The following is a 26,412-nucleotide window of genomic DNA, read 5'->3' as shown; positions in this document are numbered from 1 at the left end:
TGGACGTATGAGCGAGGACGACTACTGCCTGATCGACGCGACCAGGCCGCCCCTTGCGGACGGACCGCCGTACGCGGAGTGCGTGCTGTGCCGGGAGCCGACGGAGCACCCCGAGTCGTACAAGGGCATCACGCTCTGCCCCGCCTGCGAATGGCAGGAGGCGCAGCGCACCGCCTGCTCAGGGTGATCTGCGGGAGGCCAGCGCACCGGCCAGGGCCAGCGCCACGGCCGTGACCAGCGCCGCCGCGGCCAGGGGCAGCAGCGGCATCGGGACGGTGCCCTGCCGTGATCCGGTGACCAGGCCCTGCACGGCCGCCTGGGCGGGTGAGCCGGTGGCGACCAGGGACAGCAGCGCCGCGAGCAGCAGGGCGAGGACGGCCCGGCCGGGCGAGCGCAGCAGGGGCCTGCCGGTGAGCGCGCCGACGGCCGTGCCGAGCAGGGCGCAGGCCAGAGCGGCGAGCAGCCCGGCCCCGCAGGCGGCGGGGAGCGGCACCCGGGTGCTGTGGTCGGAGGCGACCGGGTCGCTGAGCAGCGTCACCACCAGGATCGCGAGCGTGCCGAGGCCGTCGCACCGGCCAGGGCCACGAGCAGACAGGCCACATGAGCCCGCGCGGGACCGGCGGCGGCCGCCACACAGCCGCGTGCGGCGTCCGGCTCGCCCGTGACGCAGATGCGCGCCAGCCAGGCGGCGACGGGCAGCAGGGCGGCGGCCGTGTACCCGAGGGAGTCGAGCACCGGCTGCCCGGCCTGGATGCTGATCGCGAGGAAGGCCGCGTACAGCAGGAACGGAGGCAGCCAGCGCTGCGACCGCAGCAGCAGGGCGGCGTGGTAGCGCATCAGGGCGGTCATCGCTGCCTCTCCGGAGCCGTCGTCCGCGGTGTCACGCTCACCACGTGCCAGGGCGGGCGGGCCGTCAGCAGGGTGCGGAGCAGGAGGTCGGAGTGCGGGGCCGGCACGGAGAGGCGGTAGCCGCCCGGCCCGGTCTCCTCGGCCGAGGTGGCCGTCCGGCGCACGTCCTCGGGCAGCAGTCCGTCCGGCGGGCCCTGCACTTCGACGAGCGCGTGCGGACCGGACGCTTCCGGAGCCTGTGCGGGCTCCTGCCGGACGACGCCTGCGTCGCGCACCGCGTACGTCGCGTCGGGCAGGCCCGTGAGGCGGCGCGGGTCGTGGTCGACGAAGACCACGGATCCGCCGGCCGCCGTGCGTTCGGCGACGGCGCGCTCCAACTCGGCGCGGGCCGCGGTGTCCAGACCGGTCCACGCCTCGTCCAGCACCAGCACGTCAGGCTCCGCCAGCAGGGCCTGGGCGACCGCGACCTTCTGGCTGCTGCCCTTCGAAAGCCGGGCCATCGGCGTCTCGGCGTACGCGGCGGCACCGAGGCGCTCCAGCCACTCCCCGGCGGACCGGGCGGCCGCCGCCCGGGCCAGGCCGTGCACGGTGCCGAGGTGGGTGAGGTAGCCGGCGGCGGTGAAGGGCAGGGCCGGCGGGAACCGCTCGGGGACGTACGCCGTGCGCGTCGGCCGGCCGGTGATCCGGCCCTCGCTCGGCGCGTCGATGCCGGCGAGCAGCCGCAGCAGCGTGGACTTGCCGCTGCCGTTGGCGCCCTCGATGCGGACGAGCCGGCCCGGAGCCACCGCCAGGTCCACACCGCGCAGTACCCAGGGGCCCCGCAGGCCGTAACGGCGGCCCGCGTTCCGCAGGCACAGGTCTGGTCGCATGCGGCCATCCTGCACGATCTTCCGGCTGGCACACTGGGATTCGTGAGCGAAGACCCGACGCCCGTGAGCGACAGTCCCTTCCGGTCCGAACCCTCGGCGCGCGACGAGGCACCGCAGTTCGTGCTGCCGCTCGTCGTGCGGATCGAGAAGGCGGAGCCGCCGGCGCGCACGGACGCGCTGGAGACGGCCGCGCGGGCCGTGCTGACGATCCTGGCCGACGAGCGGTCGGCAGGTGAGGGCGAGTGGGCCGGGGCGATGCGGGACTGGCAGGACGCCCGGATCCGCAAGGTGGTGCGGCGGGCGCGCGGCGCCGAGTGGCGGCGGGCCGAGGCGCTCCCCGGCATCACGGTGACCGGCAAGTCGGCCGAGGTGCGGGTCTTCCCGCCCGTCCCGCTGGACGGCTGGCCCAAGGACCTGGCCAGGCTCCAGGTGTCCGGCACCGATCTGGACGACCCGGAGCCTCCGGTGGACGCGGACCCGGCCGCCCCCGTGCTGTGGCTGAACCCGGACCTCGGCATGTCGGCCGGCAAGGCGATGGCCCAGGCGGGCCACGCCGCCCAACTGGCCTGGTGGGAGCTGTCCGACGAGGAGCGGGCCGGCTGGCACGACGCGGGCTTCCCGCTCGCCGCCCGGACGGCCGACCCGGCCCGCTGGTCCGAACTGACCGGCATAAGGCTGCCGTTGGTGCGCGACGCGGGCTTCACGGAGATCGCGCCCGGCTCGTGCACGGTGGTCGCGGACCACCCGGCGCTGCGCCGGGAGCCGCACGGGGCCGGCCGCGCGGCGTCCACCCGTTCGGAGTAGCCGCAGGCGCGCCGGTCCCGGACGAATGCTCCAGTGGGGTTACCAGCCGAACCGACCCCCGGAGGCAGCCATGACCAGCGCCGCGCCCCCTCCCCCCGCCCCGCCCGCCCCCGGCGACCGGACGCCCGGCGGCTCCGGCCCGGGCGGTTCCGGCGACCCGCTGGCGGCCGGGGGTCTCGCTCTCGGCGGCATCCTGATGGTCGTCTACGGCCTGTTCGCGGTGCTCCAGGGCATCGCGGCGATCGCCGGCGACGAGGTGTACACGAGCTTCGGCCAGTACTCGTTCGAGTTCGACCTGACCGCGTGGGGCTGGATCCACGTGATCGTCGGCGCGCTCGTGGTGGCGGCCGGGCTCGGCCTGTTCACCGGGGCCGCCTGGGCGCGGGTCGTGAGCGCGGTCGTGGTCGGCCTGGCGCTGATCGCGAACTTCCTCTGGCTGCCGTACCAGCCGTTCTGGTCGATCATCATGATCGTGACCGGTCTGTTCGTCCTCTGGTCGGTGTTCAACTACCGCCCGACCCGCACGATGTAGGGCACGCCCCCTCGGTCAGGGCGGCGGCGGGCGCCTGTCGCGCTCCGCGACCATCGCGTGCATCCGCCGGGACAGCGCGGTGGCCGCCGCCGTGAGGAAGACGAACGTGTACAGGATCTGGGCGACGGCCACCAGCCGGGCCTCCTGCCCGCGCGGGGTGATGTCGCCGTAGCCGACGGTCGCGAGGGTGACGACCGTGAAGTACAGCGCGTCGACGCGGGTGCGCAGCCCGGTGAACTGTCCCGGCTGCTGCGCGAGGGCGTAGTACCCGGACGAGAAGACCAGCACGGCCAGGCACATCAGCAGCGAGATCATGATGCCCGACCGGGCCTGCGGCTTCTCCAGCACGATGTCGCGCACATGGCGCAGCAGCAGCGCGGCCACGAGCGCCAGGCACAGCACGAACAGCGGCCAGCCCAGCCAGGGACGGTCGGCGCCGAGGCCCTCCAGCGGCAACAGGAAGTAAGCCGTGACGCCTGCCACGAGCAGGGCTCCGGCCACGATCCGCAGCCGGCGGACGGCGGCCGCCCGGGATTCCGGTTCCCGCTTCCGCGTGGAGCGGTGGGGCTGCTCGCTGCCTCCCGACATAGGTCCGGTCTACGGCGTATCGGGGCGGTACGCGACCCTTGCGCCTCCGTCAGGGGGGACGGGGAGCGGGCCCCGAAACCTCAAATATTGCTCTGAAGGAGGGCGGCGCGCGGTTCGGGGACCGGCGGCTGGGCCATACCCCCCTCACGTTCGAGGAACGGGCCGGGTGGAGGAGGGGACGATGGAGCGACTGGGGACGGGCATCGGATGGCGGCCGGAGATCGCGGACGCCGTGGAGCGGATGCCGGGGATCGACTGGGTCGAGGCGGTGGCCGAGAACGTCTGCCCCGGGCACCTGCCCGACTCGCTGCGGCGGCTGCGCGAGCGCGGCGTCACCGTCGTGCCGCACGGTGTCTCGCTCGGCCTCGGGGGCGCGGACCGGCCCGACGCGGGCCGGCTGACCGCACTGGCCGAGCGCGCCGAGGCGCTGGGCTCCCCGCTGGTCACCGAGCACATCGCGTTCGTACGGGCGGGCGGGCCGCTGACGGCGTCCCCGCACCTGGAGGCCGGCCACCTGCTGCCCGTCCCCCGGACCCGGGACGCCCTGGACGTCCTGTGCGAGAACATCCGCATCGCGCAGGACGCACTGCCGGTGCCACTGGCCGTCGAGAACATCGCCGCGCTGATCGGCTGGCCGGGCGAGGAGATGACGGAGGGCCAGTTCCTGTACGAGGTCGCCGACCGCACGGGCGTCCGCCTCCTCATCGACGTGGCCAACCTGCACACCAACCACGTCAACCGCGGCGAGGATCCCTCCAAGGCGCTCGCCGAGCTGCCGCTGGAGGCCATCGCCTACGTCCACGTCGCGGGCGGCTTCGAGCGCGACGGCGTCTGGCACGACAGCCACGCCCACCCGGTCCCCCGGCCGGTCCTCGACATCCTCACCGACCTCGCCTCCCGGTTCAGCCCGCCGGGCGTCCTGCTGGAACGGGACGAGAACTTCCCGGCACCGGCGGAGCTGGAGCACGAGCTGAGCACGATCCGCCGGGCGCTGGAGGCGGGCGCCGTCGAACGCGTGAAGGCGGAACTCCGTGCGGCGGCCGGAACGGCCTCCGGGGGCCGCGGGGATGCCCTGTTCGCGGCTGCCGGGGCCGCACGGCGGGAAGCGGCCGGGGGCGTCGGCGGCGGGCACCTGGTGCAGACCGGCGCCGTACGGCAGGAGGGTGCCCGACGCGTCACCGGCGGGGCCGGGTCCGGAACCGGGGCCTCACGACCGGGCAATGAGACCGGGGCGACACGACCGGGCGATGAGACCGGAGCGGCCGGGGCCATACGACCGGGCGATGAGACCGGGACGGCCGGGGCGACACGACCGGCCGATGAGACCGGAGCAGCCGGGGCCATACGCCCGGGCGATGAGACCGGGACGGCCGGGGCGACACGGGGCGCCTTCGGCCGGCCCCACCAAGAGGACGTCGACGGCGCCCGGCAGCGGCTCGCGCTGGCACAGGCGGCGCTGCTGTCGGCGCTGGTGGCGGGGACGCCCGTGCCCGAGGGGTTCGACCGGGTGCGGGTCGGCGTACAGGCGAGGGCGCTCGCCGCGAAGCGGGCGGATGTCGTGGCGAAGGTCGCGCCCGAGCTGCCGGTGATCCTCGGCGACGGGTACCGCACGGCGTTCCTCGGCTACGCCCAGGCGCACCCCATGACCTCCGGCTACCGGCGTGACGCCCTGTCCTTCGCCGAGCACCTGCTGTCCGCCGGGCGCCCCGGGGACACGGGGGCGCGGCGGGAGCTCCGGGAGTGGTGGCTGGAACGGTCGGGCCCGGCGCCGCGCTCCCGGCGGCCCGCCCACCGGCTCGCCCTCGCCACGCGCAGGGTGCTGTCGCGGCGTTGAGGGGTTGGGCCCGGGGCCTCTCGCTCCTACCCCGCAGCGCCTCCGCCGGACGCCGAACCGGCCTTCTCCGGCACGGCGTCACCCGCCGGGGCGTCGCCGCGGCCGTAATGGTGTGTGGTGAACATGTAGAGCAGGCCGGTGCCCAGCACGATCGCACCGCACAGCAGCACGATCCAGTTCTCCCACCAGGACTTCTCCGGGCTGCGGGCCCAGCAGATGTTGATGATGGCGAGGATGCCGTAGACCAGCGCCGCAACGTTCACCAGGAGGCCCCAGCGGCCCAGGGTGAACTCCCCCGCCGGGCGCCAGCCCTTGAGCCGGGCGCGCAGTGCGGCCAGGACCACCATCTGGAACGAGCCGTAGATGCCGAGGATCGCGAACGAGACGATGTTGGTGAGGGCGTCCTCGGAGAGCAGCGACGCGAAGGCGATGACCAGGGGCACCGCCGCGGACACGAACAGCGCCCAGCTCGGCACCGCACGGGCGTGGACGAACCGCCGCAGCAGCACGTGTCCGACGATCATCTCGTCCCGGGCGTAGGAGTAGATGAGCCGCCCGGCCGCGGCCTGGAGGCTGATCGTGCAGGACAGGAAGGAGATCAGCACCACGGCCATCACCATCCGCGCCCCGGTCTCGCCCATGGCGTCGTAGAGCACGTCCACCACCGGGTCGGCCTGCTCGCCCGAGATGATCGCGTTGAAGTCCGTGACCGACAGCAGCAGCGACATGCAGGTGAACGTGGCCGCCGCGCCGCCGATGTAGATGGTGCGGCGCATCGCGCGGGGGATGACCCGGCCCGGGTGGGCGACCTCCTCGGCGGTGTCTCCGCACGCCTCGAAGCCGTAGTACTGGTAGAGGCCGATGATGCCGGCTGCCAGGAACGCCGGCAGGTAGGAGCCGTCTCCCTCGACGCCGTAGGTGTCGAAGATGACGCCGAGGCCCTGGTGACGGTGGGTGGCCAGCAGGTAGACGCCGACCACGAGGGCGCCGATGAGCTCGCCGGCGAAACCGATGAGCGCCGCCGTCGACAGTGCCTTGGTGCCCATGTAGTTGATGAGGATGGCGACGACGATGAGCACGGCGGTGCACAGCACGGTGGTGTGCACGGTGGCTCTGAAGCCGAAGAGGATGGCGATGTAGGGGCCGGCGCCGTAGGCGACGGAGGTGATGGTCACCAGCAGCGCCCACATGTACACCCAGCCGGTCATCCACGCCCAGCGCTTGCCCCACAGCCGCCGGGCCCAGGGGTAGACGCCGCCTGCGATCGGGTACTGGGCGACGATCTCCCCGAAGATCAGCGCGACGAGGAACTGGCCGCAGCCGGCGACCAGGAACGCCCAGATCATCGGCGGTCCGCCGTCGGCGATCGCGATGCCGAAGAGGGTGTAGGTGCCCACCACCGGGGAGAGGTAGGTGAAGCCGAGGGCGAAGTTGGCCCAGGGGCTCATGTCCTTGCGGAACTCGGAGCCCGGCTCCCCCGAGGGGACCCCGGACGCCGGTGCGGGAGATGGTGTACCGGTCACGGCTGTGTCCTTCGTTCCGCGGTGATCAGGTCGGCGGCGCGTTCGGCGGCGAGCAGCACGGTCACCATCGGGTTGATGGTGGGCATCGTCGGGAACACCGACGCATCGACGATCCGCACGCCGTCGAAGCCCCGCAGTCTCAGCTCGGGGTCGCAGACGGCCGCCGGGTCGTCTGCCGCGCCCATGCGGCAGGTCCCGGCCGGGTGGTAGACGGTGTGGGCCGCGCGGCGTCCGTACTCCGACAGGTCGGCGTCGGAGACGACGTCCGGGCCGGGCGCGACCTCGCGGACGAGCCAGTCACGCAGCGGGTCGGTCGCGGCGACCTCGCGGGCCACCTTCAGCCCGTCCACGAGGGTGCGCTCGTCATGGCCCTCGGGGTCGGTGAAGTACCGGAAGTCCAGGGCGGGATGCTCGGCGGGGTTGTTGCTGCGCAGCCACATGCGGCCGGTGGAGCGGGCCCGCGGCACGTTCGGCGTCATGCACACCCCGTGCCGCGGTACGGGGTAGCCGAGGCGTTCGGTGTTGACGGTGAACGGCACCTGGTAGAAGTGGAACATCAGGTCGGGACGCGGCTGGCCCTTGTCGCGGCGCAGGAACAGGCCGGCGTCGGAGTCCATCGCGGAGTTGGGCGGCAGCGGTCCCGCGGTCTCCCAGACGATCACGGACTCGGGGTGGTCCAGCAGGTTCTCCCCGACGCCGGGCAGGTCGGCCCGCACCTTGATGCCCAGGGCGTTCAGGTCGTCGGCCGGTCCGATGCCGGAGAGCATCAGCAGGCGCGGGGTGTCGATGGCCCCGGCACACAGCAGCAGTTCGCGCTCGGCGCGCACGGTCGCGGCTTCGCCGTCGGCGCCCCGGACGGCGACGCGCGTCAGCCGACCCGACTCGTCGGGGATCAGCCGGTGGGCCCAGGTCTCCAGCAGCAGCGTGAGGTTGGGCCGGTCCAGTACCGGGTGGAGGTAGGCGACGGACGCGGAGGAGCGCAGGTTGCCCTCCGGCTGGTAGGCCAAGGAGAAGAATCCGGCGCCGTCGGCGAAGGGTTCGGCGTTGAAGTCGTCGACGACGGGGACGCCGAGGGCGCGGGAGGCCGCGGTGACGAAGTCCCTGGCGATGGGATTGCGGTCGGCCTCGGCCACCGGGACGATCTGCGTGAGCAGCCGGTCGCGGTAGGGCAGGATCGTCGCCGGGTCCCAGCCGGCGCAGCCGTGGCGCACCCAGTCGTCGAGGTCCTGCGGCAGCGGCAGGAAGCTGATCAGCGTGTTGTGCGAGGAGCAGCCGCCGAGCACCCGGGCCCGTGAGTGAAGGATGTGCGAATTGCCGCGCGGCTGCTCGACGGTGGTGTAGCCGTAGTCGAACTCCGAGCCGAGCAGGTTGATCCAGTTGCGCAGGCGCAGGATGCGCTCGTCGCCGACGTCACTGGGGCCGCCCTCGATGACGCAGACGCGGCAGTCGGGGTCCTCGCTCAGCCGGGCGGCGAGTACGCAGCCGGCGGTGCCGCCGCCGACGATGACGTAGTCGTAGGCGGACTCGGCGCCGTGCGCGGGAGTGGTGGCCATGCCGTGCCTTTCGTGGTGGTGCGGTGTGGCGTGCGGGTCAGCCCTTGAACCAGCCGGAGGGGGCGGGGGCGAGGTTCTGGTAGATGTGCTTGGCCTCCTGGTACTCGCGCAGCCCCGTCGGGCCGAGTTCGCGTCCGACGCCGGAGCGGCCGAAGCCGCCCCACTCGGCTTGCGGCACGTAGGGGTGGAAGTCGTTGATCCACACGGTGCCGTGCCGCAGCCGCTGGGCGACGCGCTGGGCGCGGCTCGCATCCGAGGTCCATACGCCGCCGGCGAGGCCGTAGCGGGTGTCGTTGGCCAGTTCCACCGCCTCGTCCTCGGTGCGGAAGCGCTCGACGGTGACGACCGGGCCGAAGACCTCCTCCTGGACGATGCGCATGGACCGGTCGCAGTCGGCGAAGATCGTCGGCAGCAGGAAGAAGCCGTCGGCGAGGGCCGGGTCGTCGGGGCGGGTACCGCCGGTGACGAGCCGGGCGCCCTCCTCCTTGGCGACGGCGATGTAGCCCTCGACTTTCTCGCGGTGCTCGGCGGAGCTGAGCGGGCCGCTCTCGGTGCCCTCCTCCAGGCCGTTGCCGAGCCGGATCGCCCGGGCGCGCCCGGCGTAGGCCTCGACGAACCGGTCGTGCAGGGAGTCCTCGACGAGCAGGCGTGAACCGGCCGAGCAGACCTGCCCGGAGTGCAGGAAGGCGGCGTCGAGGGCGTAGTCGACGGCGGCCTCGAAGTCGGCGTCGGCGAAGACGATGTTGGGGTTCTTGCCGCCCAGTTCCAGGGCGATGTTCCGCGGTCCCTCGGCGGCGGCGGCCATGATGGCCCGGCCGGTGTTCAGGCCGCCGGTGAAGGAGACCAGGTCGACGTCGGGGTGGCCGGTCAGGGCCGCGCCGACGGTCGCCCCGGAGCCGAGCACGAGGTTGGCGACGCCGGGCGGGGCGCCGGCCTCCTCGATGAGCCGGATCATGGCGATGGTGGTGAGCGGGGTCGTCTCGCTGGGCTTGAGGACGAAGGTGTTGCCGGCGGCGAGCGCGGGCGCGACCTTCCAGGAGGCCTGCAGCAGCGGGTAGTTCCAGGGGGCGATGAGCGCGCACACGCCGACGGGCTGGTAGACGACGCGGCTGAGGACGTCCGGGCCGACGTCGACGACCCGGCCCCCGTCCTTGCCCGCGAGTTCGGCGAAGTAGCGGAAGGCGTTCGCCACGTCCTCCACGTCGATCCGGGCCTCGGTGAGTGTCTTGCCGGTGTCGAGCGTCTCGGTGCGCGCGATGTCCTCGCGGTCGCGCAGCAGCAGGTCGTGGACGCGCATCAGCAGGTCGGCGCGGCGGCGGGAGGGGGCGTTCGCCCAGTCCTCCCCGGCGAAGGCGCGCCGGGCGGCGCGCACGGCGCGGTCGACGTCGGTGGCGTCGGCTTCGTCGACGGTGGTGACGACCGAGGCGTCATAGGGGTTGATCACGTCCCGGCGCCCGCCGGCCGCCGCCTGTGTCCATGCGCCGTCGATGTACAGCTCACCCACCGCGGGGCCTCCTCGCGTCCGTCCGGAGCCCGATCGGCTCGACGGTCAGCAACATGGCCCATCGGACGGGCGGCGGCCACGGGGCACACCGCCGCGACGACGTCCGGACGGCCCAGAGGACCCGGCTGGGCTAGTCGCCCGGCTCACGGTGCCCGCCCCCGATCCACAGTGCCCGCCGCCCGCCTACGGAACGCCACCGAAGAGAAACGGAACGTCACATACCGACAACACTCCGTCCGGATTGTGAACGAGGCATGGTGTTTTCGGGACGGTGTCACATACAAACAACATATGCTCTGGGTTCTTTTCCTGCTGGCGGCCTGGGCCGTGGCCGGCACCGCGTGTACGCGCCTGTGTCTGGCCGCCGTTCGGGCCGCGGCCGTGTCCGCGGACAGCGGCCGCGGTCGTGAACTCACGCTGTACGAGGCGGCGTTCCTCTCCGGCGGCCCCCGGCGGGTCGCCGACGTGACCCTGGTCGCCATGGCGCGCCAGCGCCGTCTGCTGCTGGCCCACACCGGCTGGGCGACGGTCGTCGACCCGCGCGGGCGGGACGAGATGGAGCGGTCGGTGATAGGCGCCATCGGCCCCGAAGGGCAGTCCCGTATCGCGCCGGTGCGGGCCACGGCCGCGACGGCGGAGGCCGTGCGCGGGATCGCCGAGGGGCTGGTGCGCGCGGGGCTCGCGGTCCCGGACAGCGCCCGTACGACGGTCACGGCGGCCGTACGGCAGGTGCGGGTCGCGGCCGTCGCCGTCCTCGGGCTGGGTGTGGCCGCGTTGCTGACACCCGCTCCGCCGGACATGCCGCGGCACCTGGTCGCCCTGTGGTTCGCGCTGCCCCTGGCCCTGACCCTGAGCTGCCTGGCCGTCGCGCGGGTCGAGATCCACCCCTACTCGCGCTGGGCCTCCCCGGCCGGACAGCGGCTGCTCGGCGGGCTGACCCGGAGCGCTGACGGCGCCGCCGACGACCGCACGTACCTCACCTCGGTGGCGGTGCGGGGCGTCGGCGCGATCGGCGAACCGGACCTGCGGGCCGCGTTCGCGCACCGCGAGCCGCACGACTGACGGACCGGGGGCGCACCGGGGTATCGGGCCCGACACCGGCCGACGGTGCTTGCCTTCCCCCTGCGCCGAACGAAACATCCCTTTCGTCACCACCGTGCACCGAAGGGATACGCGATGAGAGCCGCCCTCCTCTACTCGGCCGCCGGGTCCTTGCTGCTGAGCACCCTCACCGCGGCCCCGGACACCGAGGACCGCACGGGGGCGGCCGAGCGACGCGGCACCGCCGTGGCCGCCGCGCGCGCGAAGGCGGCCGGTGTCGCCTTCGGCCCGTGCCCCGACGCGCAGGACCTGCCGGGCAGCATGCGGTGCGCCACGGTGCGCGTCCCGCTGGACTACGCCCGCCCCGACGGCCGGCAGATCGAACTGTCCGTCAGCAGGGCCCGGGCCACGCAGAAGGACCCCTACAACAGCAAGCGCAAGGTCCCCCGGCAGGGCGCCCTCGTCCACAACCCGGGCGGTCCCGGCGCCACCGGCCTGTACTTCCCGCTCATCGGCCTGCTCCCCGAGTGGAAGCGGATCGCGGCCGCCTATGACCTCGTCGGCTACGCCCCGCGCGGGGTGGGCCGTTCGGCGCCGCTGTCGTGCAAGGACCCGGAGCAGTTCTTCGACGGGCCCGCACAGGCGCCGTCCCGCCCCTCGGAGTCGTACAAGCGGCAACGCATCGCGCAGGCGCGGGCGTACGCGCGCGGCTGCGCCGAGCGGACCGGCGACGCGCTGCGGCACTACCACTCGCTGAACAACGCCCGTGACCTCGACGTGCTGCGCGCCGCGCTCGGCGAGGAGCGGCTGACCTTCATGGGCTCGTCGTACGGCACCTACTTCGGCGCCCTGTACGCGACGCTGTTCCCCGCGCACGTACGGCGGATGGTGTTCGACTCGGTGGTCCACCCAGGCCCCGAGCGGATCTGGTACCGCAACAACCTCGCCCGGTCGGCGGCGTTCGAGCGCCGCTGGGCGGACTTCCGGGCGTGGATCGCCCGGCACGACGACGTCTACGGGCTGGGCAGGACCGCGCGGGAGGTGCTGCGCAGCTACGAGCGGGCGAGCGCGAGGCTGGCCGCCGAGCCGGCGGGCGGGAAGGTCGGACCGGGGCAGTTGCAGGGGGCGTTCCTGCAGGCCGGGTACTACGACGACCTGTGGCCGCACCGCGCGCACGCGCTGTCGGCGTACCTCAAGGGCGATTCCCGGCCGCTGGTCGAACAGGCGGAGCAGTACCCGGAGGCGGCGGCCGAGGCGGAGAACTCACGCGCGGTCTACCTGGCCGTCGAGTGCAACGACGCTCCCTGGCCGACGGACTGGCGGGTATGGGACCGGGACAACACCCGGCTCGCGCGGCGGGCGCCCTTCGAGACCTGGGACAACGTGTGGACGAACCTGCCGTGCGCCTACTGGAGGGCACCCCGGCAGCGGCCGCTCGACGTCGGCACCGGGCCGGGCGAGCTGCCGCCGACGCTGATCCTGGCCGCCGAGCGGGACGCCGCCACGCCGTACGACGGCGCCCTGGAACTGCGCGACCGCCTCGCCGGATCGGTGCTGGTGACGGAGCGGGACGCCGGCGCCCACGGGCTGGCGGGCGGCCCGAACGCCTGCGTCAACGGCCACGTGGAGGCGTATCTGCTCCAGGGGCGGCTGCCGGGACGACGCGCGCAGTGCGCCCCGCACGCCGAGCCGAAGCCGACGGCCCCGGACCGGGCCGGGGCCGTCGAACGCATCCGCTGATCAGGCCAGACCGGCGACCAGCTCGGCGATGTCCTTGCGGCGGCCCGTGTAGAACGGCACCTCCTCGCGGACGTGCATACGGGCCTCCGAGGCGCGCAGGTGACGCATGAGGTCGACGATGCGGTACAGCTCGTCGGCCTCGAAGGCGAGGATCCACTCGTAGTCGCCGAGGGAGAACGAGGCGACGGTGTTGGCGCGCACGTCCGGGTAGCCGCGGGCCATCTTGCCGTGGTCGGCGAGCATGCGGCGGCGGTCCTCGTCGGGCAGCAGGTACCAGTCGTAGGAGCGCACGAAGGGGTAGACGCTCACGTAGTCGCGGGGCGTCTCGTCGGCGAGGAACGCCGGGATGTGCGCGCGGTTGAACTCGGCGGGGCGGTGCAGCGCCATGTTCGACCAGACCGGCTCCAGGGCGCGGCCCAGCTTCGTCCGGCGGAAGAGGTTGTACGCCTCCTGCAGCGCGTCGCTGGTCTCCGCGTGCCACCAGATCATGAGGTCGGCGTCGGCGCGCAGGCCCGAGACGTCGTACGTGCCGCGGATCGTCACGTCCTTGGCGGCGAGCTGGTCGAACAGCTCCTGGACCTCGCCGGCGTACCCGGCGCGGTCCTCGGGGAGGACGTCCTTCAGCTTGAAGACGGACCAGAGCGTGTAGCGGATGACCTCGTTGAGGTCCTTGGCCAGCTTGCCCTTGTTCGGGATCCTGCCGGACTCGGGGGTAGGGGCGTCGTTGCTCATGGCCTTATTCTCCTGCTCCGCCGTGCAGACTCTGCACCGGGTGGGCGGTGAGCTCCTGCACACCGCGCAGGTCGCCCCGGATCTGGTCCACGGCCGCGTACGCGCTCGCGATGCAGGCGGGGATGCCGACGCCGTCGTACGCGGCACCGCAGACGGCGAGGCCGGGGAGGCGGGCGACGTGTTCGCGGATGCGGGCCACGCGCGCGTGGTGGCCGACGGGGTACTGGGGCAGGCCGTCGTCCCAGCGGGTGACGCGGGTCGCGACGGGTGTGGCGTCGAGGCCGGTCGCCGCCTTCAGGTCCTGCCGGGAGACCTCGACCAGGCCGGTGTCGTCGCGCTGGAGGATCTCCGTCTCGCCGTACCGTCCGACGGAGGTGCGCAGGACGACGAGGTCCGGGTTCTCGTCGGCGATCCAGCCCCATTTCTGCGAGGCGAAGGTCGACGCCTTGGTGGTGCGCCCGTCGACCGGCGGCACCAGGAAGCCGCTGCCGTCGGGCAGGGCCGTCCCGGAGCGGCGGTAGGCGAGGGTGATCAGAGCCATGGAGGCGTACTCGACGCCGTCGAGCTCGGCGGCGGCCGCCGGGTTCTCGGCGCGCAGCAGCCGGGCGGCGGCGGGGGCCGGGGCGGCGAGGACCACGGCGTCCGCGAGCCACTCCCGCTCCCCGGAGCGGATCTGCCAGCCGCCCTCGGGGGTGCGGCGCAGCTCCGTCACCGGCGTCCGGGTCAGGATCTCGCCCCCGCGCGCCCGGACCGAGTCGGCCACGGCGAGCGGCAGGGTGCCGATGCCGCCCCGGATGCCCATGAACACCGGGCCGGTCTGCTGCGCGGCGGCCGCCTTGGCCTGGAGCTCGCGGACCCCTTCCGTCAGGGAGGCGTGGGTCCGGGCGACCTGGAAGAGCTGCGGGACGGCCGAGCGCATGGAGATGCGGTACGCGTCGCCCGCGTACACCCCGCCCAGCATGGGCTCCAGCAGGCGGTCGACGACCTCGCGGCCGAGGCGCTCCGCCACGTACTCCCCCACCGCCACGTCGTCGCCGACCTCGGTGCGGGGCAGCTCGGCGTCCCGCTCGATGCGGGCGAGGCCCTCCTCGGAGACCACGCCGGCCAGGGCGGACGCGGTGCCGGGCACGCCCATCACATGCCCCTTGGGGAAGGGGCGCAGGGCGCCACGGGTCCAGAGCGAGGCGGTCGCCGTGGCCGGGGGCTGGAGGCGGTCGGCGAGGCCCACATCGCGGGCGAGCGCCACCGCCTCGGGGCGGCGGGCCAGCATCGACTCGGCGCCGAGGTCGACGCGGGCACCCGCGACCTCGCCGGGCAGCAGCTTGCCGCCGACCCGGCCGGACGCCTCCAGCACGGTCACCCGCGCCCCGCGCTCCAGCAGCCGGTGTGCGGCGGCCAGTCCCGCGATGCCCGCCCCGATGACGACGACCTGCCCTTGAACTTCGCGCATGGCCCCAGCCTCTCAGACCCCACCGACGGCGCCGCCGCGCCCCGGTGTCCTTCACGAGTCCCGACCGTGACCGCATCGGAACCGTCCCGGGCCAAACGTCCGGCCCCGTCCGGGCGTCGAAGAAGCGTCAGCAGAATCGACCCTCGGGGGATGCCCGCATGCGCACACGACGATCCGTACGACGCCTCGCCCCGGCCCCGGTGGCCCTCCTGCTGGCCGCCGGCCTCGCGCTCACCGGGTGCGGCGGCGGGGACGACAGCGGCGGCAGCGGTTCCGCCGCCGACCGCGGGGCCGCCGCGTCCCGGGCGGACGACAAGGCCGGCTCGGCGGAGGCCGCCCCCGGGGGTGCCGGGAGCGGCGCCAGGGCCACGGCGCCGCCGAAGGTCACCGCGAGCCACATCATCCGTACGGCCTCGCTGACCGTGCAGGTCAAGGACGTCCCCAAGGCCCTGGAGCAGGCCCGCACCGGCACCGAGAACGCGGGCGGCTACGTCGGCAACGAGACCACCACCCGGGACGCCGAGGGCCGTGAGCGCACCCGGGTGGTGCTGCGGGTGCCCGTCGAGAAGTACGACGAGGTCCTCGCCGAACTGGAGGGCACCGGCAAGCTCCTCGACCGCAGCGCGAAGGCCGAGGACGTCACCGACCAGGTCGTGGACGTGAAGAGCCGCATCACGTCGCAGCGTGCCAGCGTGGCCCGGATCCGCGAGCTGATGGACCGGGCCGGCAAGCTGAGCGACGTCGTGACCCTGGAGGGCGAGCTGAGCACCCGCCAGGCCGACCTGGAGGCGCTGCTCGCCCGGCAGGAGTCCCTGAAGGACCGCACCAGCCTGGCCACCATCACCCTGTCGCTGTCGGAGACCCCGGTGAAGAAGGAGGCCAAGGACGACGACCCCGGGTTCGTCGACGCGCTCGCGGGCGGCTGGAACGCGTTCGTCACGATGCTGCGCTGGCTCGCGGTGGCCTTCGGCGCCGTGCTGCCGTTCGCCGCGGTGGCCGCGCTGATCGTCCTGCTCTGGGTGAGGGTCGTTCGCCCCCGCCTGCTGCGGCGTCCGGCACCCGCGCCCGCGACGACCGCCCTGGGCCCGCTGCCGACGGCCCGTCCGGCGCCGGAGGCCACGCGGCCCCGGACCCCGGACGAGCAGGCCTGAGGCGCAGGACCGAGGCGGGCACGACTGAGGCGGGCAGGACTGAAATGCCCTGCTCCCGTAGCGTGTTCGCATGAACATGAGCCGTACGCGCAGGGAGCGACTGGTCGTGATCGGCGGCGACGCCGCGGGGATGTCCGCGGCGTCGCAGGCCCGCCGTCTGAAGGGCCCCGACGAGCTGGAGATCGTGGCGTTCGAACGGGGCCACTTCACGTCGTACTCGGCATGCGGCATCCCCTACTGGGTCGGCGGCGACGTCACCGACCGGGACCGGCTCATCGCCCGCACCCCCGAGGAACACCGCGCCCGGGACATCGACCTGCGGCTGCGCACCGAAGTGACGGAACTGGACCTCGACGGGCAGCGGGTACGCGCCCGTGACGTCGACACCGGCGAGGAGTCCTGGACGTCGTACGACAAGCTCGTGATCGCGACCGGTGCGCGGCCGATCCGGCCCGACATGCCCGGGGCGGACGCGGCCGGGGTGCATGGCGTGCAGACGCTGGACGACGGCCAGGCGCTCCTCGACACGCTGGAGGGCACGCGGGGCCGCCGCGCGGTGGTCGTCGGGGCCGGTTACATCGGTGTGGAGATGGCCGAGGCCCTCATCAACCGCGGCTACGACGTGACCGTCGTCAACCGCGGCAGCGAACCCATGTCGACCCTCGACCCCGACATGGGCTGCCTGGTGCACGAGGCTATGGAGGGCCTGGGCATCACGATGGTGAACGACGCCGAGGTCACGAAGATCCTCACCGGTGATGGGGGCACCTCCCTGCTCGAGCGGAGCCGAGAGCTTGGGGGAAGCCGGGTGCGCGGGGTGGTGACCCAGGACCGCGAGTTCCCGGCGGACGTCGTCGTGCTCGGCATCGGCGTCCGCCCCGAGACGGCCCTGGCGAAGGCCGCCGGGCTTCCCCTGGGCCCGCACGGCGGTCTCCTCACGGACCGCTCGATGCGGGTGCGCGGCCACGAGAACATCTGGGCGGGAGGGGACTGCGTCGAGGTCCTCGACCTGGTCTCCGGCCAGGACCGGCACATCCCGCTGGGCACCCACGCCAACAAGCACGGCCAGGTCATCGGCACCAACATCGGCGGCGGCTACGCCACCTTCCCGGGCGTGGTCGGCACGGCGGTCAGCAAGGTCTGCGACCTGGAGATCGCCCGCACGGGCCTGCGCGAGAAGGACGCCCACCGGGTGGGCCTGCGCTTCGAGTCGGTCACCATCGAGTCGACCAGCCGCGCCGGCTACTACCCGAACGCCTCCCCCATGACGGTCAAGATGCTCGCCGAGCACCGCACGGGCCGCCTGCTCGGCGTCCAGATCGTCGGCCGGGAGGGCGCGGGCAAGCGGGTCGACATCGCGGCGGTCGCCCTCACCGCGGGCATGACGGCAGAACAGATGACGACCCTGGACCTCGGCTACGCCCCGCCCTTCTCCCCGGTCTGGGACCCGGTCCTGGTGGCGGCCCGCAAGGCGGCGGCGCAGGTGCGCGGCACCTTGTCACGGGGCTAGCCGTTCAGGGGCGCGGGGCTGTATCAATGTGCGGCTCCGCCGCGTGGGCGCGAACGGCCACGACGGGCCGGCACCCGGCAACGCACCCGCACCCCCACGGCGAAGCCCTACGCGGTCCCGGCCGTGCCGTTGATCCGGTCGATGGCCTGACGCGCCTGCTCGGCCGGAGGCCGTGACGGCAACGAGGACACCGACGCCGGCGCAGCCGTCACCGCCGGCGGCTGCTCCCCCGCCGGCTTCGCGTGCGAGGCCACCCGGGTGGACCGCAGCCGGTGGCTCACCGCCTCCTCCAGCGTCACGGGCCGCCGCATCTGGGTGGCCAGCCGCCCGGCCTCCTGGCCGAGGCGCGCCACGTCCTCCCAGGGCAGCCGCACCACCAGCGTCAGCTCCGCCTCGCCGTCGGGCAGGGCGTGCATCGCGGGAGTAACTCGGTCGTTCATCGCCTGTTCCTCACGTCGGCCCCGCGACCCGCCTTCCCCGCGCCGCGGGCGGTTGCCGAGACATACGCACGCCTGGACGACTGTGTTCACCGGCGCCCCCTCCGGCACCGCGCGGGTGTCGGAAATCCTTCGGATCCTCCTCCTGGATGTCGATTCCCCGGGCTCCGCGGGCTGTGGCTGGCCCCTGACGTGGACTGGCTGAAAAGTGACACCGTGCCGGCGACCCCGCCGCACCGGAACGGAGTTACTCGTGAACGTCGGAACAACGGCGACCGGACCACGGCAGAGTCCGAGAGCCACGCTGGTCATGGCGTGCGCCGGGGTGTTCGTCGCCTATCTGCCGGTCACCAGCGTCTCGGTGAGCCTTCCTGCCATCCAGCGGGCCCTGCACGCCTCGACCTCACAACTGTCCTGGATATCCGACGCGTTCGTGCTGCCCATGGCGGCCCTCATCCTGACCGCCGGTGTCTTCGGAGACGTGCACGGCCGCAAGAAGGTCTTCCAGGCGGGCCTGGTGTTCGCCGCCGCCGGGGCGACCGTGGCGCTGTGCGCGCAGTCGGTCCAGGTGCTGTGGGTGGGGCAGGCACTGGCCGGGCTGGGGGCGGCCGCGCTGCTGCCCACGACGCTGGCGCTGATCAGCCACGCGGTGCCCGACCCGCACGAGCGGGCCAAGTTCGTCGGCCTGTGGGCCGCTTCCCTGATGGCGGCACTGGCCGTCGGCCCTCTGCTGGCGGGCTTGATCCTCGACCACGCCGCCTGGCGGTGGATCTACCTGCCGGCCATCCCGGTGGCCGTCCTCACCGTGGCGGTGGCGGCGCCCCTGGTGGCCGACTCCCGGGCCCCCGGGTCCCGCCGGCTGGACTGGCCCGGTCAGATCACCGCCGCCCTGGCGGTCACCTCCCTCGTCTACGGCGTGATCGAAGGCGGTGCCGGCTCCTTCTCCGAGCCGAGGGTCGTCGTCGCCCTCGTGCTGGCCGCCGTCGGCGCCCTCGCGTTCGTCCTGGCCGAGCGGCGCAGCGCCAGCCCCATGCTGGATCTGACGCTCTTCCGCAGCCCGGCGTTCAGCGCCACCACGCTGATCGCGATGATCACCTTCCTGGGCCTGATCGGCTTCTTCTTCGTCCTGAGCCTCTACTTCGGCATGGTGCAGCGGCTCGACACGCTCGACGCGGGGTACCGGCTGCTGGCCGTGACGGCGGTGTGCCTGCTCGTCGGGATCGTGGCGGGGCCGTTGATGCGGCACATCCCGGTACGCGTCCTGATCCCCTGCGGTCTGCTCGTCATGACGGGGGCCCTGCTGTCTCTGACCGCGCTCGACGCCGGGACGCCGTTCGGTGCGCTGGCCTGGCGGCTGGCCCTGCTCGGCCTCGGGCTGGGGCTGGTCGTCACGCCCATGACCGCCACCGCCGTCGCCTCCGTGCCGCATCACCTGGCGGGCATGGCGGCAGCGGGCAACAACGCCTTCCGGCAGGTCGGCGGGGCCCTCGGCCCGGCCGTGCTGGGCGTGCTGCTGACCACCAGGACCACGGACACGCTGCCCGGTCACCTCGCGGACGCCGGCGTGGACGGCGCGACGGCGCAGCGGATCACCGCTGCCGTGGACGCCGACGGGCTGGGCGTGGTGGCCCGGATGGACCTGGGAGCCCAGACCGGCAGGGCCCTTGGCGCCCTGTCCGACGCCTTCCTCGACGGCCTCTACCTGTGCCTCGTCGTGGCCGCCGCGCTCGCGCTGCTCGCCGCGGTCGTCGGAATGCTGCTGCTGCGCACCCCGCGGACCTCGGCCCATGCGGCCCACGCGGCCCCCAGGAAGGCCAAGCCGCAGCACGAGCGCGAGCCGGAACCGGTTCTCGCGGGGGCGCCCGGCGGGGACGGTGCCGCCCCGGCCCCGCTCCCCCGGCCGGACGGGCCACGCCTGGCCGTCGGCGAGGCCCCGGCCGGGCCTCCGCACGGGCCCGTCCTCTCCGGCCGGGTCCGTGACAGCGCCGGCAACGGGATGGCGGGCGCCACGCTCACCCTCGTCTCACCGGCCGGGACGCAGGTCGGCCGGGTCGTGGCCCACAGCGCGGGCCGCTACGAGCTGACCGCCCCCGCGGCGGGGACGTACGTGCTGATCGCCGCCGCGGACGGCCACCGGCCCCTGGCCACCACGGTCGTGCTGGGCGAGCGGTCTCTGGTCCACGACCTGGTGCTGGCCGGAGGCAGCAGGATCGGCGGCGCCGTGGTGACGGCCGATGACGGAACCGCTGTGGAGGGCGCCCTGGTCACGGTCACCGACGCACACGGCGACGTACTGGCCGGCGCCACGACCGACGCGGCAGGGCGTTTCGGCTTCGGTGAGCTGCCGGCGGACGACGTCACGCTCACGGTGAACGCCCCGGGGTTCCGGCCCGAGGCACTGCCCGTCCGGGCGTCCGGCGCCGCGGCCACCGCGTTGCGGGTGCCGCTGCGGTCGGGTGCCCGGCTGCGGGGCGTCGTCCGGGCGGGTTCCCACCTCAGGAGCCTGACCGACGCGCGGGTCACCCTGGTGGATGCGGCCGGAAACGTCGTGGGCACCACGACCACCGGCCTGGACGGCTGCTTCGCCTTCACCGGCCTGGACACGGGCAGCTACTCGGTGATCGCCGCCGGGTACCCGCCGGTGGCAAGGAAGGTCACCGTGGACGGCGGGGCTCCGGCGGACGTCCCTCTGGAACTGGGCCACCCGGGCGGCTGAAAGCGGCGGCCGGCCGCCCCCCGGCCCCGCACCGGGTCCGGTGATACTGGGGCCCGGGGCAGCCGTATCCGGTGCGGGGCACGGTCGCGGGAGCGGGCGCCCCAGCCGCACGAGCAGGAGGAACCCGGTGCAGTCCCAGGCACTCGATCCACTCGACCGGAAGCTGCTGCAGGCGCTGCAGCTCGACGGCCGGGCGCCGTTCAACCGGATCGCGGACGTCCTGGGAGTGTCCGACCAGACCGTCGCACGCCGCTTCCGGCGGCTGCGCAGCACCCTCCAGCTGCGGGTGCTCGGCATCACCGACGAAAGCCGGCTCGGCGGCAACACCTGGCTGCTGCGCCTGGGCTGCACCCCGGACACCGCCGAACAACTGGCGAGCGCACTCGCCCGGCGTCCGGACACCGCCCACATCAGCGTGATCTCGGGCGGCACCGAAGTGATGTGCGCCATGAAGCCCCGCACGCGGCAGGCGAGGGACGAACTGCTCCTCGACCGCTTGCAGCGAAGCCCGCGCGTCACCTCGGTCAGCGCCCACTGCCTGCTGCACCGCTTCTACGGGGGCCCGCTCGGGTGGCTCAGCAAGATCAACGCCCTCTCCCCCGACGAACGGGCCGCCCTGAGCCCGCCCCCCGTCTGTCCGGGCACGGACGGCGTCGTCCTGGACGCTGCCGACGAGGCGCTGCTCGCCGTTCTCGCCCGGGACGGACGGGCCCCGCTCACCGAACTCCAGGCGAGCACCGGCCTGTCGGAATCGGCGGTGCGACGGCGCCTGGACCGGCTGCGCTCCACCGGGGTCCTCTACCTGACCGTGCAGTTCGACAACGAACACTTCGGCAACGACGTCGTCGCCATGCTGTGGCTCACCGTCGCCCCGGCGGCCCTCGCCGAGATCGGCCGTGCCCTCGCCTCGCACGTCGAGGTGAGTTTCGCGGCGGCCACCACCGGCCAGGCCAACATCGTCGCCGCCACCCTGCATCCGAGCACCGGCGACCTCTACGCCTACCTCAGCGACACCATCGGAGCCCTGGACGGGGTCCGCTCCGCCGAGACCACCCTCACGCTGCGCCAGGTCAAGCAGCTCGCCTACGAGCCCGGCCGCTGAGGCCCGCCGGGGCGGCGAGGACCGTCGTCAGCGGGCCGTCCGCGTGTGGACGTACTCCACCAGCCGGGTCAGGGCGTCCGGGTCGGTGGACGGCATGACGCCGTGGCCGAGGTTGAAGACGTGGCCCTCCAGGTCCTTCGCCGAGTCCAGGACCTCGCGGGTCTTGGCCTCGACGGCCTCCGTCGGGGCGAACAGCACGGTCGGGTCGAGGTTGCCCTGGAGCGCCTTGCCGGGGCCGATGCGGCGGGCGGCCTCGTCCATCGGGACGCGCCAGTCGACGCCGACGACGTCCGCGCCGGCCTCGCTCATGAGCGGGAGCAGCTCGCCGGTGCCGACCCCGAAGTGGATGCGCGGGACGCCGTAGCCGGCGACGGCATCGAAGACCTTCGCCGACGCGGACAGCACCGAGCGGCGGTAGTCGACGGGCGCCAGCGCACCGGCCCAGGAGTCGAACAGCTGCACCGCCGAGGCGCCGGCCTCGATCTGCACCTTCAGGAACGCGGCGGTGATGTCCGCGAGGCGGTCGAGCAGGTCGGCCCACAGCTCGGGGTCGCCGTACATCATGGCCTTGGCGTTCTCGTACGTACGGGACGGGCCGCCCTCGACGAGGTAGCTGGCGAGGGTGAAGGGGGCGCCGGCGAAGCCGATGAGGGGCGTGGCGCCGAGCTCGCGGGTGAGCAGGCCGATGGCCTCGGTGACGTAGGAGACGTCCTCGGGGGTCAGGTCGCGCAGCTGCGCGAGGTCCTCGCGGGTGCGGATCGGGCGCTCGACGACCGGGCCGACGCCGGGCTTGATGTCGAGGTCGATGCCGATGGCCTTGAGCGGGACGACGATGTCGCTGAAGTAGATCGCCGCGTCCACGCCGTGCCGGCGCACCGGCTGGAGGGTGATCTCGGTGACCAGTTCGGGCCGCATGCAGGATTCGAGCATCGGGATGCCCTCGCGCACCTTGCGGTACTCCGGCAGTGAGCGCCCGGCCTGCCGCATGAACCACACCGGCGTGTGCGGCACGGGCTCGCGCCGGCAGGCCTTGAGGAAGGCGGAGTCGTACGCGGCGGACGGCTGCTGGGCCCTGGGGGCGTCGTTGGCACTCACGGGGCCAAGTTTCGCACGCCGCCGGACAGCGCTATTCAGCCCCTGGAGAGGCGCGGGGTGTCTAGCCCCGCGCCCGGGCTCCGGTCCCCGTAACCTTCCCGCATGGCTGCGGCTCAGGGACGACTGTCGGACGGCGCTGGCGGTATGGACGAAGCGAAGGACACCGAGAACGACCGGCGGGAGGCGGACTCCGCCCCGCTGCCCTTCCGGGCCGCCGTCGACGCGCTGAGGACGGCGCGGCTGCGGCCCCAGATCGAGGTCGAGCCGACGCCCGCGCCGAAGCGGCTCGCCCCCTACTCCTATGCGCTGGAGGCGGCGGTCGTCGACGGCGACCAGGACCTGGCCGACGGCCGGCTGGTGCTGCTGCACGACCCGGCCGGGCACGACGCGTGGCGGGGCACGTTCCGGCTGGTGACGCTGGTGCGCGCGGAGCTGGAGCCGGAGATGGCGGCGGATCCGTTGCTGCCGGAGGTGTGCTGGTCCTGGCTGACCGGTGCGCTGCAGACGCGCGGGCTGACGTACGGGGAGCCGAGCGGCACCGTCACGCGCGCGAGCTCCCACTACTTCGGCGGGCTGTCCGCGCGCCCGGCCGCCTCGCAGATCGAGATCCGCGCGTCGTGGACGCCGCGCGAGGGCCTGGGCGGAGCCCCGGACACGGCCGCACACCTGGCGTCCTGGTGCGATCTGCTCGCCCAGATCGCGGGGCTGCCCCCGGCCGGTCCGGGCGACGCGTCCGTGGTGACGCTGCCCCAGCGGCGAGGGCCGCAGTCCCGCTGACCGACCCCTGGAACCACCCCTGACCGGCCCCTGATCGGCCCCTGACCGCCCCGCACTGATCGATCTTGTGCGGGGCGGTCAACCATGTCCTGCCGACGATCACACCTGAGTACCCCTCTTGGCCGAATCACTTTGTCGATACGGCCACTTTCGACCGCGTACCGACGCAGACCGAAACCGTTCCACCTTCGATTGATCGACCGCGTGTCCGAATTGCACGGATTGTTATCACTGAATCGTGATCATTCTCTAAAGGCGGACGGGTTCGGTGCCGAAGACGACTGTGACCTTGAAAGCACGGTTCGTCCCGGCTTCACCCCCACGAGCCGGCCCCGCCCGCACCCCAGGAGGCCTGGTGTCCGTTCTCCTCGAGCAGCCCGCAAGCCTGGTCGCCTACCGCCCGAACAAGCCGACCGCCATGGTGGTCGTGGCCGACCCGCGCGTCCGCTCCACCGTCACCCGCCACCTGTGGGCGCTCGGTGTGCGCGACGTCATCGAGGCCTCGTCCATCGCGGAGGCTCGTCCCCGCATCGGCAACCCCCGCGACATCTGTGTCGCCGACGTCCACCTGCCGGACGGTTCCGGCCTCACCCTGCTGTCGGAGACCCGCGCCGCGGGCTGGCCCAACGGGCTCGCCCTCTCCGCCGCCGACGACATCGGCGCCGTGCGCAACGCACTCGCCGGCGGGGTGAAGGGGTACGTCGTCACCGGCACCCGTACCAACGTCGGGCTCCCCACCCGGCCGGGCGCCGCCCCCATCGGCGCCGCCGCCGCGCGACTGCACCGCCGCCCCCCGGGTGCCCCGAGCCACCCGGGCGGCTACCGCGAACTGTCCGGCCGCGAGGTCGAGGTTTTGCGGCTGGTCGCGGAAGGCCAGTCGAACAAGGCCATCGGCGTCTCGATGGGCCTGTCCGCCCTGACCGTCAAGAGCCACCTCGCCCGCATCGCCCGCAAGCTCGGCACGGGCGACCGCGCCGGCATGGTCGCGGTGGCACTGCGGACCGGGATCATCCACTGACCCGCTCCGCCGTGACCCCTCGTGATCCCTCCTGCCCGTGAACGGGACCGGCCGTCGGCCCCGTTCACGTCACGCACGGTTCGCGAACCCGCCGCTTCCCCGACATGACTGGTTTGCGACCCTCGGGCGCCCGCCGACGGAACGTTCCGTCGGCGGGCGCTGTCCATACATGGATACCCTTGACAGGTGACCGACGCCCACGACACCGCAGCAGACAGCTCACTGCGAACCACCGGAGGCGCCCCTCCGGACGACGGCGGATCTTCTGCTACGGAGGCGCCGATCCCTTTGCTGGAGCCGCGTGAGGGCATTCCGCCCGTCATCGCGGACGAGGCCGCCCTGGCCCGGGTGATCGCCGCCTTCGAGGCGGGATCCGGGCCCGTCGCCGTCGACGCCGAGCGCGCGTCCGGCTACCGCTACGGACAGCGCGCCTACCTCGTGCAGCTGCGCCGCGAGGGCGCAGGCACGGCCCTCGTCGACCCCGTGGCCTGCCCCGACCTGTCCGCCCTCGGTGACGCCCTGTCCGGCGTCGAGTGGGTGCTGCACGCCGCCACCCAGGACCTGCCGTGCCTGCGCGAGATAGGCATGGTGCCGACGCGGTTGTTCGACACGGAGCTGGCCGGGCGGCTCGCCGGGTTCCCCCGGGTCGGCCTCGGCGCGATGGTCGAGAGCGTGCTGGGCTTCGTCCTGGAGAAGGGGCACTCCGCCGTCGACTGGTCGACCCGGCCGCTGCCCGAGCCCTGGCTGCGTTACGCGGCGCTGGACGTCGAGCTGCTCGTCGACCTGCGCGACGCGCTGGAGAAGGAGCTGGACCGGCAGGGCAAGCTGGAGTGGGCCCGCCAGGAGTTCGACGCGATCGCCTCGGCTCCCCCGCCCGAGCCCCGCAAGGACCCATGGCGGCGTACGTCCGGCATGCACAAGGTCCGCCGCCGGCGGCAGCTGGCCGTCGTGCGGGAGCTGTGGCAGACCCGGGACCGGATCGCGCAGCGGCGGGACGTGTCGCCGGGCAAGGTGCTCGGGGACACGGCGATCGTGGAGGCGGCGCTGGCGCTTCCGGCCAATGTGCAGGCACTGGCCGCGCTGAACGGTTTCGGACACCGCGTGGGCAAGCGGCAGCTGGAGCAGTGGCAGGCGGCGGTGGACCGGGCGAAGGCGCTGAGCGAGGCGCAGCTGCCGCAGCCGGGGCAGCCGGTGACCGGGCCTCCGCCGCCGCGCGCCTGGGCCGACAAGGACCCCGCGGCCGCGGCGCGGCTGTCCGCCGCCCGGGCCGGGGTGTCGGCGCTGGCCGAGCAGGTCGGCATGCCGCAGGAGAACCTGATCACCCCGGACACGGTGCGGCGGGTGTGCTGGGAGCCGCCGGCGGTGGTGGACGCCGAGTCTGTGGCCTCTGCCCTGGCCGGGCACGGTGCGCGGCCCTGGCAGGTGGAGCAGGTGACCCCCGTGCTCGTGGAGGCCCTGTCCGCCAAGGAGGCCTAGACGCCGTAGGGCTTCGCGTCGGGCGGTGGCCGCGGGTGCGTCATGGTTGTTCGCGCTCCCGCGGCGGAGCCGCACATCGATACAGCCCCGCGCCCCTGAAAGGAAGGGCGT

The 26,412-nt window shown here is 73.7% G+C and carries 22 protein-coding genes and 1 pseudogene; 13 read left to right on the top strand and 10 right to left on the bottom strand.

Annotated features, from left to right (window positions below; genetic code table 11):
• Positions 1 to 7 precede the first annotated feature (7 nt).
• Positions 8 to 187 (top strand): hypothetical protein, encoded by a 180-nt coding sequence (locus tag RFN52_RS31050; protein ID WP_033306806.1) that lies wholly within the window; start codon positions 8 to 10, stop codon positions 185 to 187.
• Here RFN52_RS31050 and RFN52_RS31045 read toward each other — a convergent pair.
• Both RFN52_RS31045 and RFN52_RS31040 read right to left on the bottom strand, forming a co-directional pair.
• Positions 179 to 849, bottom strand: a pseudogene (locus tag RFN52_RS31045) (ABC transporter). The gene RFN52_RS31050 and the pseudogene RFN52_RS31045 sit on opposite strands and share 9 nt — an antisense overlap.
• Positions 846 to 1,718, bottom strand: coding sequence for an ABC transporter ATP-binding protein (locus tag RFN52_RS31040; protein ID WP_184851123.1), 873 nt, complete (start codon positions 1,716 to 1,718; stop codon positions 846 to 848). Before RFN52_RS31040 ends, RFN52_RS31045 begins: the two are co-directional and overlap by 4 nt.
• Before the next feature lie 42 nt (positions 1,719 to 1,760).
• On the opposite strand from RFN52_RS31040, the gene RFN52_RS31035 reads away from it, so the two are divergent.
• Complete coding sequence (locus tag RFN52_RS31035; protein ID WP_184851121.1) at positions 1,761 to 2,522, top strand: aminoacyl-tRNA hydrolase; 762 nt, start codon at positions 1,761 to 1,763, stop codon at positions 2,520 to 2,522.
• A gap of 70 nt (positions 2,523 to 2,592) precedes the next feature.
• A complete protein-coding gene (locus tag RFN52_RS31030) occupies positions 2,593 to 3,054 on the top strand; it encodes a DUF7144 family membrane protein (RefSeq protein WP_184851120.1) in 462 nt (153 codons plus the stop codon).
• A 15-nt stretch (positions 3,055 to 3,069) separates the two neighbouring features.
• Here RFN52_RS31030 and RFN52_RS31025 read toward each other — a convergent pair whose 3' ends face one another.
• Positions 3,070 to 3,642 carry a potassium channel family protein gene (locus tag RFN52_RS31025; protein WP_184851118.1) on the bottom strand — a complete coding sequence of 191 codons (573 nt, stop codon included), beginning with the start codon at positions 3,640 to 3,642 and terminating at the stop codon, positions 3,070 to 3,072.
• Positions 3,643 to 3,823: 181 nt separating this feature from the next.
• Between RFN52_RS31025 and RFN52_RS31020 the strand changes: the two genes are divergently transcribed.
• Entirely contained in the window at positions 3,824 to 5,476 is a 1,653-nt protein-coding gene (locus tag RFN52_RS31020; RefSeq protein WP_184851115.1) for an MbnB/TglH/ChrH family RiPP precursor modification enzyme, read from the top strand.
• 26 nt (positions 5,477 to 5,502) lie between these two features.
• Here RFN52_RS31020 and RFN52_RS31015 read toward each other — a convergent pair whose 3' ends face one another.
• The 3 genes from RFN52_RS31015 to RFN52_RS31005 are packed head-to-tail and all read right to left on the bottom strand — an operon-like array spanning position 5,503 to position 10,056.
• Positions 5,503 to 6,999 carry an APC family permease gene (locus tag RFN52_RS31015; RefSeq protein ID WP_229856100.1) on the bottom strand — a complete coding sequence of 499 codons (1,497 nt, stop codon included), beginning with the start codon at positions 6,997 to 6,999 and terminating at the stop codon, positions 5,503 to 5,505.
• Entirely contained in the window at positions 6,996 to 8,552 is a 1,557-nt protein-coding gene (locus RFN52_RS31010) for a GMC family oxidoreductase (protein ID WP_184851113.1), read from the bottom strand. Before RFN52_RS31010 ends, RFN52_RS31015 begins: the two co-directional genes overlap by 4 nt.
• A gap of 37 nt (positions 8,553 to 8,589) precedes the next feature.
• Complete coding sequence (locus RFN52_RS31005) at positions 8,590 to 10,056, bottom strand: aldehyde dehydrogenase family protein (RefSeq protein ID WP_184851111.1); 1,467 nt, start codon at positions 10,054 to 10,056, stop codon at positions 8,590 to 8,592.
• A 291-nt stretch (positions 10,057 to 10,347) separates the two neighbouring features.
• Here RFN52_RS31005 and RFN52_RS31000 point away from each other — a divergent pair, with 291 nt between their 5' ends.
• Positions 10,348 to 11,118, top strand: coding sequence for a TIGR04222 domain-containing membrane protein (locus tag RFN52_RS31000; protein ID WP_184851108.1), 771 nt, complete (start codon positions 10,348 to 10,350; stop codon positions 11,116 to 11,118).
• 114 nt (positions 11,119 to 11,232) lie between these two features.
• Positions 11,233 to 12,837 carry an alpha/beta hydrolase gene (locus tag RFN52_RS30995; RefSeq protein WP_184851106.1) on the top strand — a complete coding sequence of 535 codons (1,605 nt, stop codon included), beginning with the start codon at positions 11,233 to 11,235 and terminating at the stop codon, positions 12,835 to 12,837.
• Here RFN52_RS30995 and hemQ read toward each other — a convergent pair whose 3' ends face one another.
• Both hemQ and hemG read right to left on the bottom strand, forming a co-directional pair.
• The gene (gene hemQ, locus RFN52_RS30990) at positions 12,838 to 13,569 is read right to left on the bottom strand and encodes a hydrogen peroxide-dependent heme synthase (protein ID WP_184851104.1); all 732 of its coding nucleotides are present in this window, start codon (positions 13,567 to 13,569) and stop codon (positions 12,838 to 12,840) included. It abuts the gene before it with no gap.
• 4 nt (positions 13,570 to 13,573) lie between these two features.
• A complete protein-coding gene (hemG, locus tag RFN52_RS30985) occupies positions 13,574 to 15,019 on the bottom strand; it encodes a protoporphyrinogen oxidase (RefSeq protein ID WP_184851102.1) in 1,446 nt (481 codons plus the stop codon).
• A 158-nt stretch (positions 15,020 to 15,177) separates the two neighbouring features.
• On the opposite strand from hemG, the gene RFN52_RS30980 reads away from it, so the two are divergent.
• Both RFN52_RS30980 and RFN52_RS30975 read left to right on the top strand, forming a co-directional pair.
• Positions 15,178 to 16,170, top strand: a complete 993-nt coding sequence (locus RFN52_RS30980; protein ID WP_184851099.1) for a DUF4349 domain-containing protein — start codon at positions 15,178 to 15,180, stop codon at positions 16,168 to 16,170.
• Between the two features lie 70 nt (positions 16,171 to 16,240).
• Positions 16,241 to 17,680, top strand: coding sequence for an FAD-dependent oxidoreductase (locus tag RFN52_RS30975; protein ID WP_184851097.1), 1,440 nt, complete (start codon positions 16,241 to 16,243; stop codon positions 17,678 to 17,680).
• 107 nt (positions 17,681 to 17,787) lie between these two features.
• On the opposite strand, the gene RFN52_RS30970 is transcribed toward RFN52_RS30975, so the two are convergent.
• Complete coding sequence (locus tag RFN52_RS30970; RefSeq protein WP_184851095.1) at positions 17,788 to 18,120, bottom strand: hypothetical protein; 333 nt, start codon at positions 18,118 to 18,120, stop codon at positions 17,788 to 17,790.
• 250 nt (positions 18,121 to 18,370) lie between these two features.
• Between RFN52_RS30970 and RFN52_RS30965 the strand changes: the two genes are divergently transcribed.
• Together RFN52_RS30965 and RFN52_RS30960 are read left to right on the top strand one after the other, a co-directional pair.
• On the top strand, positions 18,371 to 20,833 hold the full coding sequence (locus tag RFN52_RS30965) for an MFS transporter (protein ID WP_184851093.1): 2,463 nt from the start codon (positions 18,371 to 18,373) through the stop codon (positions 20,831 to 20,833).
• A gap of 127 nt (positions 20,834 to 20,960) precedes the next feature.
• On the top strand, positions 20,961 to 21,935 hold the full coding sequence (locus RFN52_RS30960; protein ID WP_184851091.1) for an Lrp/AsnC family transcriptional regulator: 975 nt from the start codon (positions 20,961 to 20,963) through the stop codon (positions 21,933 to 21,935).
• Positions 21,936 to 21,962: 27 nt separating this feature from the next.
• Here RFN52_RS30960 and hemE read toward each other — a convergent pair whose 3' ends face one another.
• A complete protein-coding gene (hemE, locus tag RFN52_RS30955; RefSeq protein ID WP_184851089.1) occupies positions 21,963 to 23,030 on the bottom strand; it encodes a uroporphyrinogen decarboxylase in 1,068 nt (355 codons plus the stop codon).
• A 102-nt stretch (positions 23,031 to 23,132) separates the two neighbouring features.
• Here hemE and RFN52_RS30950 point away from each other — a divergent pair, with 102 nt between their 5' ends.
• The 3 genes from RFN52_RS30950 (at position 23,133) to RFN52_RS30940 (ending at position 26,301) form a co-directional block, all read left to right on the top strand.
• Positions 23,133 to 23,807: a DUF3000 domain-containing protein gene (locus RFN52_RS30950; RefSeq protein ID WP_184851087.1), complete on the top strand. Its 675-nt coding sequence runs from the start codon at positions 23,133 to 23,135 to the stop codon at positions 23,805 to 23,807.
• Positions 23,808 to 24,162: 355 nt separating this feature from the next.
• Positions 24,163 to 24,825 (top strand): response regulator transcription factor, encoded by a 663-nt coding sequence (locus RFN52_RS30945; protein WP_003993737.1) that lies wholly within the window; start codon positions 24,163 to 24,165, stop codon positions 24,823 to 24,825.
• A gap of 186 nt (positions 24,826 to 25,011) precedes the next feature.
• Entirely contained in the window at positions 25,012 to 26,301 is a 1,290-nt protein-coding gene (locus tag RFN52_RS30940) for a ribonuclease D (protein ID WP_184851085.1), read from the top strand.
• The last annotated feature ends 111 nt before the right edge of the window (positions 26,302 to 26,412 follow it).

It is taken from the genome of Streptomyces collinus (assembly GCF_031348265.1).
Lineage (GTDB): Bacteria > Actinomycetota > Actinomycetes > Streptomycetales > Streptomycetaceae > Streptomyces > Streptomyces collinus.
The sequence above is the reverse complement of the archived record's forward strand: the minus strand, read 5'-3'. Positions and strand labels throughout refer to the sequence as shown.